The following is a 13,216-nucleotide window of genomic DNA, read 5'->3' on the forward strand; positions in this document are numbered from 1 at the left end:
GAGGCATCCGCGGCATAGCCCAACTACTTGCACTCTCTTCAAAAGCGAATTCCCGCTCGCACTTGAAACCGTGGAGCCCCGCTTTAGTCGCAGACGCCTATTGGTAGGCCGGTAATGTGCTGTTTTGCCCGGAATCTAGGGCTAAAGGTCAATGACAACCGATGAATAGCTGTCACTTGCCGTTGATTCAGGTGAGTTAAGGTGAGTCGGTTGCAATGGCCGACTTGCTGTCGGCCCTGCAATCGACACGGGATCCGTCAGGCTTCCCTCTCCCGTCTGCGATTGGACCTAGATGGTCCATTTAGTCCTTCATTGCGAGGGGGGGCGTGCAGGAGTGCATGATTACCCCGACGTCACAGCCAAGGGAAGGCCTGCAGAACGAGGCATCCGTAGGCTTGGGCCTCCGTGGAGAGCCCGCCCGTGTCGTATGGAGCGTGCTCACGCTCTGTGATCACGGGGGCAGAGAAAAACCTTCATGTCCTTCAATTCTTATTGAATCCATTCTTACCCGTTCTAGTGAGCAGACGCTTCACTAGAACCGTAAGCAGTTGATTCAAGTCCACTTGAATCCTTCCCTGTGTGTTCTAGTGGAAGCGCTCACTGCGAGCATCGGCGGCCACAGCCAGCGCGTCGTCGTGACAGAAGTCGCTGCAAGCCTTCGGGAGCTCAACGTGGACGGCGTGGCCCCGGTCCAGGATCTTCCCGCCGGCGCCCAGCCGCCGTGGTGCGCAGGCTGGGGGTTGGTCCAGTAGCCAAACCGGGTGTCTGGAGGCGCGTGGAGCTCCGACCGCCCGCCGTCGAACCGATGACGGCACGCGCAGATGCCTTCAACAGCGGCGAAGGACTGCGCTGGCTGGAACCCGGGGAGGCCTGGGAAGCCAGTTGGGGAATCCGGTACCGGCTGCCCGGACAGGGCCAGAGGCCCTAGCGCCTACCCCTCCGGCGCCAGCGTGACCGTGACGCCGTCGAGGTTCTGGCTGAAGTCGACCTGGCAGGAGAGCCTGGAGCCGCATTCCTGGTAGCCTTCGGCTTCGACCAGCAGTTCTAGTTCGTCGTCGCTGCGTTCCCCCAGGTTTTCGAAGACGTCCTTTTCCAGGAACACATGGCAGGTGGCGCAGGATGCGGTGCCGCCGCAAGAGGCCAAGACCGGGAGGTCGTTGTCCCGGAGCGCCTCCATGAGTGTCTGGTCCGGCTCCCATTCAAGGTCATGGGTGGCGCCTTCACGGTCGACGACGGTTACTTTGTTGTTGCTCATGGTGGTTCCTCTAAAGTGAGGGCTGCAATGCAGCGTCAGTCAACGGAATGCTGGGGTCCGCGGCGAGCGCGGGATCAATTGCCGCCGCTTGGGCGATGAGTTTCTTGGCGGGGCGGAAGTCGCTGAGCCCGCCCACGGTGTCGACGGCGGAGAGCCGTCCGTTCCGGAGATAGACCACCGAGAACTTTCCTTCCGAGGGCGTTCCCCGGACGATGACATCGTCGTCGGGGTGGCGCACTCCTGCGGTCTGCAGGCGGACGCCGTGCTGAACGGTCCAGAACCAGGGGATCTCGGGATCCGACGTCGGCTGGCCGGTGATCTGCGCGGCGACGCTGTCCGCTTGGGACATGGCGTTCTGGATGCACTCGAGCCGCTGGCTCTGGCCATCGATCCTGCTGGTGAAGCGGGTGACGTCACCAGTTGCGTAGATTTCCGGGTCCGAGGTGCGTCCGTCGTCGTCAACAAAGACGCCGTCCTTGCAGTGCAGTCCGGCAGCTTCGGCGATTTCCTGGTTGGGAATCACGCCTATTCCGGCGAGGACGACGTCGGCGGGGAACCGCGCGCCGTCGGCCGTCACCACCTGCTCGGCCCGGTCCGTTCCCTCGATGGCAGTAACCGCGGCGCCAAAGACGAAGCGGACGCCCTTTTGCTCGTGGACTTTCTCGAAGAAGCGGGAAACGGGAGCCGAGGTCACCCTGCTCATGACGCGGTCCTGGAATTCGAGGACGGTGACTATGCAGCCCCGCGCGGCCGCTGCAGCGGCGACTTCCAGGCCGATGTAGCCAGCACCGATGATGGCGACGCGAGCGCCTGGGACCAGGACGCGCTTGAGTTCGAGCGCGTCGTCCTTGGTCCTCAAGGCAAGGACACCCGGGAGATCGGCGCCGGGAACGGTCAAGGCCCGGGCCCGTGAACCGGTGGCAATGACGAGGCGGTGGTAGGCGTGGCGGCTGCCGTCGGAGAGGAGCACGGTCTTGCCTGGACGGTCTATGGACTCGACCGTGAGTCCCCCACCCGTTCGATACCTTTGTCTTGGAAGAACTTTTCCTTGCGCAGTGGCGTGGACTCGTTCGGCGCACCGGCCTTCAGGAGTTCCTTCGACAGCGGTGGGCGCTCGTACGGTGTCTCCTTTTCGACGTCGAGCAGGAGGATCCGGCCCTGCCATCCCCTGGTGCGGAGTCCCGCCGCGACAGCGACCCCGGAATGGCCGGCACCGATGATGACAACGGGCTGGTTCTCGTGTGGGATCTGCTGTTCAGGCATTGAGCTTCTCCAGTTTCACGTGCAGGTGTTCCGGGCCCGAGTTCGTGAGGTTGTTTCCGCGAACGTATTCAATCGGTTTGTCCTGATCGAGTATCAGGGAACCCAGTTTCTGCGCCAGGATTTCGATCGTCACCTGGGTTTCCAACCGGGCCAAGGGGGCGCCGAGGCAGCTGTGCACTCCGTGGCCGAAGCCCAGGTGACCGTCGTTGTTGCGGTCGATATCGAACGTCTCGCCGTCGGGATACTTGGCGCTGTCCCGGTTGGCGGCCGCGGGCAGGAGCCGGACGATGGCCCCGGCTGGCAGGGTTACCCCGGCAACTTCGATTTCTTCGGTGGTGATGCGGCTCACGCGCTGCACCGTTCCCCGGTAACGGGCCAGTTCCTCGAGGAAGAGGCTCGCATCCTCGGGACGCTCGCGGATCCGGTCCAGCAATTCGGGGTGCTCGCTGAAGAGCCTGAAAGCGTTGGCGAGCAGGATCGTCGTCGTGTCATGTCCTGCAACGAAGACGAACGCGCACAGCTCCTTAGCCTCCTTCTCGCTGAGCAGTCCGTCCTTCCACATCCTCGCGATGTGGCCGCCCACGGACTCGCTCTCCTCGCGGTAGAGGCGCTCCATGGTGTCCTTCAGATAGGCGAAGAACTCGAAGGTGCTTTGTTCATCCGTGCCGGTTCCCTCCGCATTGCGGGCGAGCCTGCCGAAGTAGCTGAACGTCTCATCGGACCAGAACTTCATCTTGTCGAAGTCCGCGGCCGGCACATCAAGCAGTGCACTGATGGTGGACATGCTCAGTGGAATGGCGTAGTCGTCCACGGCGTCGCCGCCGCCGGCGGCGATCATGGGGTCCAGGTACTTGTGGGCGTTTTCCCGGACGCGCTCCTCGAAGCGGCCGATCGCCTTCGGGGTGAAGGCTTGCGCCACTACTTGGCGCAGCCGGGTGTGGTTCGGAGCGTCGAACAAGGTCAGGAAGGTCAGCGGAACCGGCTCCACCACCTGGGAGGAGAAGACCTTGGGTGCCCGCATGGCCTTGCGGACGTCGTCGTACCGGGAAATGAACCAGACATCGGAGACCGGCGAGTAGGCCCGGAGCACGGGGGCGTGCTCCCTCATCCATTCATAGTGCGCGTAGGGATCTCCCTGGGATCCGTCGTCGACTACTTTGAAAGGCGCCATTCCTTCCGGCCAGTCCAATTCATGGGAATACGGAGGCAGCGCCGCTGGTCGGCCGGTTTTTTCTGTGGTGGGAGCAGACATCATTGTCCTTCTTTCCGGATAGTGATCCATGTCTCACCAAGAATGACGACGGCGGCCCGCCCCCGCCCACAGGACTTCCGTTCATCGGCCCAAATTGTCGAAACCCGCTAGCGGCGCGGGGAAGACCCCGCGGATTTCAGCGCGCGGGAAATGCCATGGGCAGCCGTCAGCAGCGCAGGGACGGTAAAGGGAATGTCCGCTTCGTCCCTCGGAACAATCGCGTTCAACGCCGCGGCAATCTCGTTGTGCGCCCCGAAAACCGGCACGGCGATGCCCGTCCACTCGGTGACACCGATTCCAGGCAACGCCACGTAGCCTCGCTGGCGGATCTCTGCCAGGTGCTTCCGAATCAGCAAGGGATCCGTGATCGTCTCAGGGGTTACCTTTGCCAGCGGGGCAGAGAGCACCTCGTCCTGGAAGGCTGGCGGAGAGTACGCGAGCAGCACCAGGCCGGAGGATGCCGCGTGGATGGGCATTCTTTGGGCGATGTGCGCCGCATTGAGTTTGGAATCCGGCGATGACAGACGCTCCACGTACAGCACGGTCCCCTGGTTCAACACCGCCAGGGTGGTGTGCTGATGGACGGTGGCCTGGACATCTTCCATGAACGGAAGTGCCAGTTCCTGGAGGTTCAGGGCCCGTGAAGCTCGCGCGGCGAGTTCCCACATCCGCATCCCCGGCCGCAGGTCGCCGTCGGGAAGCCGCTCAATCAGGCCATGCAGGACGAGATCTTCGAGCAGCCGGCGGGTGGTGGTCAGCGGCAGGTCGGCGCGGCGCGCGAGGCCGGAGAGCGTCATGCTCGGCACATCCCGGTCGAACGCGCTCAAGAGACGCACGACGCGGCTGATCACGGACTCGCCGGTTGGGGAATTCGCCATGATGAAATTCTCCTACGCGGCGCCCGCGGGCGGCAGCACCCGGACCGCAACACCCACGGACGCCCTTGTCCTCAGCGCGCCGCCACCCTGGAGACCCCACGCTCGGCAGCTAGCACTGCGATGTCACGGCCAGCCCGGTACCCGAACACAAGGGCCGGGCCGATATGCGAGCCGTAGCCCGGGTAGCCGCCGCCGAAGACGCTGACCGCTGCCGCGCCGACGGCGATGAGGCCAGGAACGGGGGTTCCTTCTGCCGTCACTACTTCGGAGCGTTCATTGACGCCGACGCCGGCAAAAGTCCCTAGGTCACCCATCTGGATCTTCGCCGCGTAGTACGGCCCCTTGCCGACGGGAGCAAGGTTGGGGTTCGGCTTGTGTTCCATGTCGCCCCGGAAGTGGTTGTACAGAGTGGAGCCGCGGCCAAAGGCCGGATCCTCGCCACGTTCTGCCGCCGGGTTGAATTCGGACACGGTAGCTTTCAGGCCTTCGGCGTCGATGCCGAGCTTGCCCGCGAGTTCTTCCAAGGTCTTCCCCTTGACCAAATATCCGGTCCGGTAGAAATAGCCGCACGGCATGGGCCAAGGCTTGGCGTAGCCGATGCCGTACTTGTGCATTGTCTTGGCATCGCCGATCACATAGCCGAAGGTCTTCTCCTCGCCTTTGTTATGCGCGATCATCGCCCCTCCGAAGTCGTGATAGCTAAGGGCCTCGTTTCCGAAACGCTTGCCATAACGGTCGACGGCGATCAGGCCCGGGAGTCCGATGGCGCGCAGGTGCGGGAAGAGTCGCTGGGCACCGTTGAGGTACTTGAAGACGGTCACCGGCGCCCAGGATCCCACGCTGACCACGGAATCGTCGATGTGTCCGCCGGCGCTGATCGCCAGGTTCGCCGCGTCCCCGCCGTGGCCAATGGTCGGTGTGAAGTGATCATCGCCATTGGCGTCGTGCGGGAAGTGCTCCTGCCGCAGTTTCTTGTTGCCGGAGAATCCGCCGGCAGCGAGGATGACGCCCATGCGGGCTGTCACGGTGGCGGCATGTTCTCCCCCGATGACCGCGCCGGTGATGGCGCCGTCGTCGCCACGGGTCAGGGAAAGCGCAGGAGAGGCGTTCCACAACCGCACCCCCAGATCAGCGGCGCTCTTCACCATGCGGGTCATCAACGCGTTGCCGTTCGAGCGCAGGACCGGGCGCTTGTAGCGGGCCGCGTCGACCCATGTCCGCAACAGCTTTTTCGCCACATAGACGAAGGACTTGATCGATTGGTTGACGTGGAAGAACTCGTTGATGTCCGGCCCAACCTGCGGCATGTAACCGAACACGGTGTAAGAACTCATATACGGCTGCATCAGGAGGCGCGTGTCCCCAAGCACCCGGGCATCAACGTCCCGTGGCAGGATCGCACGTCCCGAAAGTTTCGCTCCCGGAAGGTCCATCTGGTAGTCAGGCGCCTTCTCCGGGTAGGTGAATTGCACCTCGGTCTCGTTCTCGAAAAAGGAGATCGCTTCCGGCACGGTATCCAGGAAGTCCCGGACCCCTGCCGCGTTGAAGGTCTCCGGGGCGAGGTTCCTCAAGTAGGTTTCCGCATCCTCGCGGGTATCCCCTTGCTCCAGGCCCTGCTTGTTTCCGGGGACCCACGCCCAACCGGCGGAAATGGCCGTAGTGCCTCCGAAGTACCGGTCCTTCTCGGCAACGATCACGTTCAGCCCTTGGGACGCGGCCTTCAGCGCCGCGGCCATTCCAGCGACGCCGGAGCCGACCACTAGGACATCACATACAACGGTCTTACTCATGGTTCTTGCTCCATTCGCTCGGCTGCGCACTTCAATAGGCCGCCGCTTCAATCGGCTGACCGCTTCGATGCGGCCAGCCGGGCAGATTGCCAAGCTTCAGGACATACCTTGGAGGGGCGGACGGGGAGCATGATTACCATTGAGTGGGAATCCGGTCAGGAGGAAGTGTGGCCAACTCGGCATCGGGCGAGTCGATCATCAGGCGGTTCATCACGATCATCAGCGCTTTCGACGACAAACACACGTCCATGAGCGTCGCCGAACTCGGCCGCCGTACCGGGCTTCCCGTGACCACAAGCTACCGGCTGGTCAACGAACTCCTGCTCGAGCGCCTCCTCGAACGCGACACCAGCGGGGACATCCAACTGGGAACCCGGATGTGGGAGCTCGCCTCCCGGGGATCCAAAACGCTGGGCCTGCGGGAAGCGGCGTTGCCTTTCATGGAGGACGTGCAATCGGTGGTCCAGCACAGCACCACCCTGGGCGTGCTGGATTCGGACGAGGTCCTGTATATCGAAAGGCTCGGCAGCACTTCGACCATCGTGGACATCACCAAGATCGCCGGCCGCCTTCCCGTGCACGCCACGTCCTCCGGAATGGTACTGCTGGCCAATTCCCCTTCGGCCTACCAGGACATGCTCCTGTCGCGTCCCCTCACCAAGTACACCGAAACAACCCTGACCGACCCCGCCGTGCTGCGCCGACACCTGGCCGAGGTCAGGCAACGCGGTTTCGCTGCCATGCCCGGGGTGATCGTGCCCGAATCCAGCGGCATCGCCGTCCCTGTCTACGGTCCAGACAATACTGTGGTGGCCGCACTCAGCGTGGTGGTGCCGCGGGACGAGGAAAATGTCTCCGCCCGCGTGCCTGTCCTCATGGCCGCCGCCCGCGGTATCTCCCGTGCCTTGGGCTGGCGCGGCAAACTCAAGGGCACCCTCCGCCAAAGCCACTAAGGGATACATTTTCCGTTCATCGGCAATCCCGTGGTTCCCGTCACAGCTCCCCTGCGACTCTGCTAGGACGCAGCAAGAGGCCGCAGTGTCGCGGCAGGAGGAGCACCACAATGAACCACACACCACACCGCGTGGCCGGGAAGACCGCCGTCGTGACCGGCGGACGCGGAGACTTGGGAAGCGCCACCGCGGCGCTCCTCGCCCATCACGGCGCGAAGGTCGCGAGCCTTGACGTGGCGGGAATTCCTGCCACGGTGCGCCACGAAAACATCAAAGAGTACGACGTCGATGTCACCAGCGAGGACAGCGTCGCCGAAGCAATCCGCCGGGTCAGCGACGACTTTGGCGCTCCCGACATCCTGGTCAATGCAGCCGGCATCATCGGTCCGGCCGGCGCATCCCACACTGCCTCAGTGCCAGATTTCGACCTCATTTTCAACGTCAACGTCAAAGGCGTCTGGCTCATGACCAAGCATGTGGTTCCGGGAATGATCGGCAACGGTGCCGGGAGCATCATCAATTTCTCCTCCATCCACGGCATCACCGGTGGCAGGAACGTGCCGCTCTACCACGCAACCAAGGGCGCCGTCCGGCTCCTGAGCAAATCCGACGCGGCGGCCTACGGCGCCTACGGAATCCGGGTGAACTCCATCCATCCAGGCTCGATGAATACCCGCATGAGCCGCCGCTCCGCCGAGCAATCCGACATCGGGCCCGAGGCCTACTACAAGCAGTTGGTGGGCTCCAACCCCCTGCCGCGGCAGGGCGAGCCGAACGAGATTGCCTACGGGGTGCTTTACCTGGCCTCGGATGAATCCCGTTTCACCACGGGTTCGGAACTCGTGATCGACGGCGGCTACACGGCCGTCTGATTGCCGCTGCGGCACCTCGAACAATTCCTCTTTGAAAGGCAACAAAATGAAATTCGTCCATGGGACCGAGTCGGACAGCTACGACGTCGTCGTGGTCGGCTCCGGCGCCGGGGCCCTCACCGCGGCGGCCACGGCCGCGCGCGCGGGGAAGTCCGTCGTCGTCCTCGAAAAAAGCGCCCTGCTGGGCGGAACATCCGCGGTGTCCGGCGGCATGCTGTGGGTGGCCGACAATCATCACGCCCGCGACGCCGGAATCACCGATTCGAAAGAGGCGGCCGCCGAGTATGTGCGCGCCGTGGCCCGCGGCCGCGGCCGCGCGGAACTCCTGGACGCTGCCCTGAACTACGGCGACCAGATGCTGCGCTTCGTCGAGGAGGAATGTGGCCTTCGCTTCATCTTCCTCAACAACTTCCCGGACTACCGCCAGGATTTGCCTGGCGCCGTGGAAGGCGGCCGCACCGTGGAGCCGCAGTTGTTCAATAAGCAGGACGCGCTCGGCACTCTGAGCGATCACGTCCGAACCGATGGACGCGCGCCATTCACGATGCAGGAATACGAAGCCTGGGGCGCCTTCACTAAGTTCCCTTGGGAGGAACTGAACCGCCGCCAGGGTGACGGACTGGTCGCCAAAGGCCAGGCCCTCGTGTCCATGCTGCTCGCCAGCCTGGTGCGCGACGGTGCCGCTCTCGCCACCGGCGCGCGAGGGCACCGGCTCCTTACGGACGGAATCCGGGTGACCGGCGTCGAGCTCGAATCCGGGGAGCAGATCCGCGCGAACGACGCCGTGGTCCTCGCCACGGGCGGTTTCGAATGGGACAAGGCGCTGGCGGACTCGATGCTCGCGTCGCGGCTGTACACGATGTGCTCGCCCCCTTCGAACACGGGCGATGGCCTGCGGATGTCCCAGCGCATCGGCGGCCAGACCCGAGGCACCCGCGAAGCATGGTGGGCGCCCATGTCGATCACCGGCGACACCCGCGACGGGCAGCCCATCGGGACGCTCCTTCGCTTCGAACGGCAAGGACCGGGCTCGATCATGGTGAACCGCCACGGCCGCCGCTTCGCCAACGAATCGCAGAACTACAACGATCTTGCCCGCTGCCTCCAGTCCTGGGACTCCCCCAGGAACCAGACACTGAACACTCCCGCGCACGTGATCGTCGACCACGCCTACATGGAGTCCTACGGCATCCTGTCCCACCGCGTCGGCCAGCCCACGCCCGCATACCTCATCGAGGCACCGACCCTGGAGGAACTTGCCGCGAAGATCAACGTGCCTGCCGAGAACCTGACGGCGACGGTGGCCCGCTTCAACGAGTTCGCCGTCAAAGGCGAGGATCCGGACTTCGGCCGCGGCGAAAGCGCCTACGACAAGTACTGGGGCGAGGACGACAGCCCGTGGCCGAATCCGTCCTTAGGTCCGCTGAAGAGCGGCCCGTACTATGCCATGGAAGTGGTCAACGGAGCTTTCGGAACCAACGGAGGCGTCGCCACGGATGGACACGCCAGGGTCCTCGACGTCGACAACCAGCCCATCCCCGGTTTGTTTGCGGCGGGCAACACCACCGAAAACGCCTACGCAGCCGGTTATCCGGGCGCCGGCGCCACCCTCGGCCCGATCATGACCATGGGCTACATCGCCGGACGCACAATCGCCGGCCAGGATTTGGACTATGTCCCCGCCGCCGTATCATCCGCGGCACCGATTGGAGCCTGACATGATCCGACACACTGTGCTCTTCAAGTTCAAGCCCGGATTCCCGCCTGCCGACAAGCAGAGCTGGATCGACGGACTCGACACCATGAGGGGCAGGATCCCCGGCATGGTGAGCCTGACCCACGGTCCTGACGTCCTCAACCAAGAGCGCTCGTTCGACTACGCCATTGTGGCCGACTTCGAAAAGGTCGAGGACATCGCGGTTTACAACACCCACCCGCTCCACGAGCCGCTCAAGGCATATTCGTTCCCCAACAGCGAGCAGATTTTGTCTGTGGATTTCGCGTTGTAAGGATTCCCTGGGGATGACCGGAAGGAGTTGAGATGTCTATTGGAATCGACCACCACGCATTAAGTTGGCAACGCAGTCCTGATGCTCTAGAAGGACCCCCTGTGGAGTGTCCCGCCGCCGCGACCAGGACCGAACAGCTCCGCGATGGTGAGGAGTTTGTTTCCGCACCGTGGATGGGGCTCCACTACAAAATCGAACCTTGATGGAACCGAAAAGTTCAGAGGCTCTCCTTTAGCGCCAATACATGAAACCCTCCTTCCTGAACAAGTGCAAGGGGCGGCCCTTTGGCTCTACTCACGCCGCGGCAAAAGCAGGGTGACGACGCGGAAACGGCTCGCTGACACGGAGAAGGCCTGACGACACCGGACGGATGCTCGGGCGACTGTCCATTTCTGTCGAATCGCAAGTTTGATCAGACCTTTGCAGAGGAAGTCTAGTCCCGCATTTCTGCAGCTGGCGTGTCGAGAACGGAAGAAAGCAGGACCCGCGCTGACTTCAACTCATCACGGACGCGCTACTCGCAGAATCTAGCCGTTATCCGTGCGATGCAGGAACAATGACGTGTCACCCTATTTCATCGTTTCCGTGGGGTAAACGTGTGGCGCACGTAGACCAGATCGAGTTTCACCGGAGTCTAACGCCGCGGCCCCGGGCTGAATATATTCACTCACGACCACCTGCACACTTTTTGGTCCTTCCTGGGAATCGCGCCTCCGAACCTCATCGGAGCTCGCATTAATTCGACGGCTGGGCCACAGCGGCAGCTACCGTCGCAAGCCTCTCCAGTGCTCTTTCCGCATTGTTTAGAAGTACGAGCAGGTCATGTTCCTGCCTCTTTTCCTGCCACGCAGCCACTGTTGCTGCACTAAGGGCGAGCAACAAATGGGCCAGTTCCATGGTCTCTACCGCGGAGGCCTCGGAGAATTCCGGGAAGAACGCAGTTTGAGGAGAATCCGGTCCTGCAACATTCGCTGCTGTTCGCCAGCAACCCTGTCAGCCACTTCAGGCGCCCTCGCCGAAGCTTGCCTAAAGAGCGAGTAGCCTTCCAACCCCGCTTCTTCCACCTGATGGGTCATCCTGACCCAACAGCGCCAAAGGTTATTCAGAATGCCGGGTTCATTCGGATCTATCGCATCAAATTCAGCAAGAATTCGGGCATTCTTGCTCCGCATGAAGATGAGAAGCAGGTCCTCCTTCGTCGGAAACAGCCGGGTGACCGTCCGGATGGAACAGCCAGCCGCAGACGCGACCTGATCCATTGTCACGTTCGAGAACCCATGCTCGGCAAAGAGAATCCAGGCTTTCGTCTCGATATCCTCGGCCTTCCGCCGACGTGCAGGCGAGATCGCCAACTCCGCATGCTGCATGCCCGCTCCTTCCATCCGCTTAAAGCCGACCATACCAGCTCTTGACAGTTTTGACCGAGTCGGTCATTCTAAACTGACCGAGTCGGTCACTGTGAACTGGCTCATACCAAGATTGGATTGTTATGAACGAATTGACATGGATGCCGGCTACGGAGATCCGCGAAAAAATCGTAAGCGGGGAAGTGTCCTCGCGTGAGGTGCTGGAACACTTCATTGAGCGGATTGAACGGCTGAACCCGACGCTGAAAGCCTTCGTCCACCTGGACCTTGACGGTGCCCGTGCACGCGCTACTGAACTGGACGAATCTCTGGCCCGTGGGGAAACTCCGGGGCCTCTTCATGGCCTTCCGATCTCCGTCAAGGAGAACCTGAGCGTTGCAGGGATGCCTTACAGCTTCCCCCGCATGGGTGAATACGGTGTCGCCTGCTACGATGCCATCGCTGTCGAACGGCTGCGCGCAGCCGGGGCGATCATTGTCGGCACGAACACCATGATGGGAACGTCGAGGCCTAAAGGTGTGACCGCCCGACCTGAAGCGCCGGACCTGGGCGCGTTCAACTGGGACGCTGAGACGCGGAGCCCTTGGGACATCGACCGGGTTCCTGGCTGGTCGAGCTCGGGCGGTGCAGCTACCGCTGCCGCTCGTCTCCTCCCCTTGGCAATCGGCAGTGACGGCGGCGGATCAACGCGCCTGCCGGCCGCGTTCTCAGGGGTCGTCGGCGTTCATCCCACCCGTGGACTTGTTCCCTATGTCGACTACCGGCAACCAAAATTCCGCGTGTCCGCGACAAACGGTGCCCTCACGCGCAACGTCAAGGACGCAGCTCTGGTCACGCAGGCCCTGGCCGGGCCCGACGCCCGTGATTACCTTGCAATCCAGACCCAGCCCCAGGACTACATGAAGGAAATCTCCGGCGGCGTTCAGGGATGGAAGTTTGCTTGGACAGACACGTTCGGCAACACCGAACAGTACGCCCAGCCCCACAGCAGCGCCATCATAGACCAGGTCCGCCAAGCCGCATGGAAGCTTGCCGACATCGGAGCCAGCATCGACCACGCTGACATCAGCTTCGAAGCACTGGGCCGTGGCGGCGGACCCGGCGAAGGGGAACCATTCGTGTACGAAATCGAGATAGCTCCTGTGAACAAGACACCCATGCCCAAGGTCGACCCCGAGGCCTACCGCGCCAACGCCGAGTGGCGGGCCAGCACATGGAATGAAATGCACCGGGCCTTCGACAACTATGACCTGGTGCTCTCCGTCACCAGCCAGGAGGTCGCCCCAACCTTCGAGGACTGGAAGCAGAACTGGGAAACCGACAAATGGGGCAACAAGCGCGGCGGATACGCAGGGGTCTACACGAGCCACACCAGCTTCCTCAACGTCATCGGGCTCCCAGCCGTTTCCATCCCGTGCGGACTCCACAACGGCCTTCCCATCTCGTTGCAGATCATCGGCCCGGCCTCCAGCGAACACCGGATCTTCCAGGCCGCATCAGCGATCGAAGGCGCCGTTGGCTTCTCCCACCGGCCGGCCATCAGCTAACGCAGCCCCTTCCCGCGCACCTTCCTCCTT

13 protein-coding genes and 1 pseudogene are annotated in these 13,216 nt (G+C 62.8%); 7 read left to right on the top strand and 7 right to left on the bottom strand.

Going from position 1 to position 13,216, the window contains the following annotated elements:
• Window positions 1-563: 563 nt before the first annotated feature.
• Both OW521_RS01575 and OW521_RS01580 read left to right on the top strand, forming a co-directional pair.
• A complete protein-coding gene (locus OW521_RS01575) occupies window positions 564-752 on the top strand; it encodes a hypothetical protein (protein WP_268022358.1) in 189 nt (62 codons plus the stop codon).
• A 41-nt stretch (window positions 753-793) separates the two neighbouring features.
• Window positions 794-928 (top strand): annotated as a pseudogene (locus tag OW521_RS01580) (aldose epimerase); the annotation flags it as partial.
• Between the two features lie 3 nt (window positions 929-931).
• Here the strand turns inward: OW521_RS01580 and OW521_RS01585 are convergent.
• The 6 genes from OW521_RS01585 to OW521_RS01610 all read right to left on the bottom strand — a co-directional run bounded on the left by OW521_RS01585 (window position 932) and on the right by OW521_RS01610 (window position 6,438).
• A complete protein-coding gene (locus OW521_RS01585; protein ID WP_268022360.1) occupies window positions 932-1,255 on the bottom strand; it encodes a 2Fe-2S iron-sulfur cluster-binding protein in 324 nt (107 codons plus the stop codon).
• A 10-nt stretch (window positions 1,256-1,265) separates the two neighbouring features.
• Window positions 1,266-2,225 carry an NAD(P)/FAD-dependent oxidoreductase gene (locus OW521_RS01590; protein ID WP_268022362.1) on the bottom strand — a complete coding sequence of 320 codons (960 nt, stop codon included), beginning with the start codon at window positions 2,223-2,225 and terminating at the stop codon, window positions 1,266-1,268.
• 17 nt (window positions 2,226-2,242) lie between these two features.
• Window positions 2,243-2,518 carry an FAD-dependent oxidoreductase gene (locus OW521_RS01595; RefSeq protein WP_268022364.1) on the bottom strand — a complete coding sequence of 92 codons (276 nt, stop codon included), beginning with the start codon at window positions 2,516-2,518 and terminating at the stop codon, window positions 2,243-2,245.
• Window positions 2,511-3,689: a cytochrome P450 gene (locus tag OW521_RS01600; protein WP_268022366.1), complete on the bottom strand. Its 1,179-nt coding sequence runs from the start codon at window positions 3,687-3,689 to the stop codon at window positions 2,511-2,513. Before OW521_RS01600 ends, OW521_RS01595 begins: the two co-directional genes overlap by 8 nt.
• Window positions 3,690-3,877: 188 nt before the next feature.
• Window positions 3,878-4,648, bottom strand: coding sequence for an IclR family transcriptional regulator (locus OW521_RS01605; protein ID WP_268022368.1), 771 nt, complete (start codon window positions 4,646-4,648; stop codon window positions 3,878-3,880).
• Between the two features lie 71 nt (window positions 4,649-4,719).
• Window positions 4,720-6,438 (bottom strand): FAD-dependent oxidoreductase, encoded by a 1,719-nt coding sequence (locus OW521_RS01610; RefSeq protein ID WP_268022370.1) that lies wholly within the window; start codon window positions 6,436-6,438, stop codon window positions 4,720-4,722.
• A gap of 167 nt (window positions 6,439-6,605) precedes the next feature.
• Here OW521_RS01610 and OW521_RS01615 point away from each other — a divergent pair, with 167 nt between their 5' ends.
• From OW521_RS01615 to OW521_RS01630, 4 genes are all read left to right on the top strand, one after another.
• Window positions 6,606-7,391, top strand: coding sequence for an IclR family transcriptional regulator (locus OW521_RS01615; RefSeq protein WP_268022372.1), 786 nt, complete (start codon window positions 6,606-6,608; stop codon window positions 7,389-7,391).
• Between the two features lie 110 nt (window positions 7,392-7,501).
• Window positions 7,502-8,263, top strand: coding sequence for an SDR family NAD(P)-dependent oxidoreductase (locus tag OW521_RS01620; RefSeq protein ID WP_268022374.1), 762 nt, complete (start codon window positions 7,502-7,504; stop codon window positions 8,261-8,263).
• A gap of 46 nt (window positions 8,264-8,309) precedes the next feature.
• Window positions 8,310-9,980: an FAD-dependent oxidoreductase gene (locus OW521_RS01625; RefSeq protein WP_268022375.1), complete on the top strand. Its 1,671-nt coding sequence runs from the start codon at window positions 8,310-8,312 to the stop codon at window positions 9,978-9,980.
• 1 nt (window position 9,981) lies between these two features.
• The gene (locus OW521_RS01630) at window positions 9,982-10,272 is read left to right on the top strand and encodes a Dabb family protein (protein ID WP_268022376.1); all 291 of its coding nucleotides are present in this window, start codon (window positions 9,982-9,984) and stop codon (window positions 10,270-10,272) included.
• 902 nt (window positions 10,273-11,174) lie between these two features.
• On the opposite strand, the gene OW521_RS01635 is transcribed toward OW521_RS01630, so the two are convergent.
• Window positions 11,175-11,639, bottom strand: coding sequence for a TetR/AcrR family transcriptional regulator (locus OW521_RS01635; RefSeq protein WP_268022377.1), 465 nt, complete (start codon window positions 11,637-11,639; stop codon window positions 11,175-11,177).
• 122 nt (window positions 11,640-11,761) lie between these two features.
• Here OW521_RS01635 and OW521_RS01640 point away from each other — a divergent pair, with 122 nt between their 5' ends.
• The gene (locus OW521_RS01640; protein WP_268022378.1) at window positions 11,762-13,186 is read left to right on the top strand and encodes an amidase; all 1,425 of its coding nucleotides are present in this window, start codon (window positions 11,762-11,764) and stop codon (window positions 13,184-13,186) included.
• Window positions 13,187-13,216 lie beyond the last annotated feature (30 nt).

This window comes from Arthrobacter sp. MMS18-M83, assembly GCF_026683955.1.
Taxonomy (GTDB): Bacteria; Actinomycetota; Actinomycetes; order Actinomycetales; family Micrococcaceae; genus Arthrobacter.

Bases quoted from the DNA above. Each gene is read 5' to 3' on its own strand.
- OW521_RS01605 (WP_268022368.1), bottom strand. From the start codon at position 4,648: ATGGCGAATTCCCCAACCGGCGAGTCCGTGATCAGCCGCGTCGTGCGT.
- OW521_RS01610 (WP_268022370.1), bottom strand. From the start codon at position 6,438: ATGAGTAAGACCGTTGTATGTGATGTCCTAGTGGTCGGCTCCGGCGTC.
- OW521_RS01595 (WP_268022364.1), bottom strand. From the start codon at position 2,518: ATGCCTGAACAGCAGATCCCACACGAGAACCAGCCCGTTGTCATCATC.
- OW521_RS01600 (WP_268022366.1), bottom strand. From the start codon at position 3,689: ATGGCGCCTTTCAAAGTAGTCGACGACGGATCCCAGGGAGATCCCTAC.
- OW521_RS01640 (WP_268022378.1), top strand. From the start codon at position 11,762: ATGAACGAATTGACATGGATGCCGGCTACGGAGATCCGCGAAAAAATC.
- OW521_RS01585 (WP_268022360.1), bottom strand. From the start codon at position 1,255: ATGAGCAACAACAAAGTAACCGTCGTCGACCGTGAAGGCGCCACCCAT.
- OW521_RS01625 (WP_268022375.1), top strand. From the start codon at position 8,310: ATGAAATTCGTCCATGGGACCGAGTCGGACAGCTACGACGTCGTCGTG.
- OW521_RS01620 (WP_268022374.1), top strand. From the start codon at position 7,502: ATGAACCACACACCACACCGCGTGGCCGGGAAGACCGCCGTCGTGACC.
- OW521_RS01630 (WP_268022376.1), top strand. From the start codon at position 9,982: ATGATCCGACACACTGTGCTCTTCAAGTTCAAGCCCGGATTCCCGCCT.
- OW521_RS01635 (WP_268022377.1), bottom strand. From the start codon at position 11,639: ATGCAGCATGCGGAGTTGGCGATCTCGCCTGCACGTCGGCGGAAGGCC.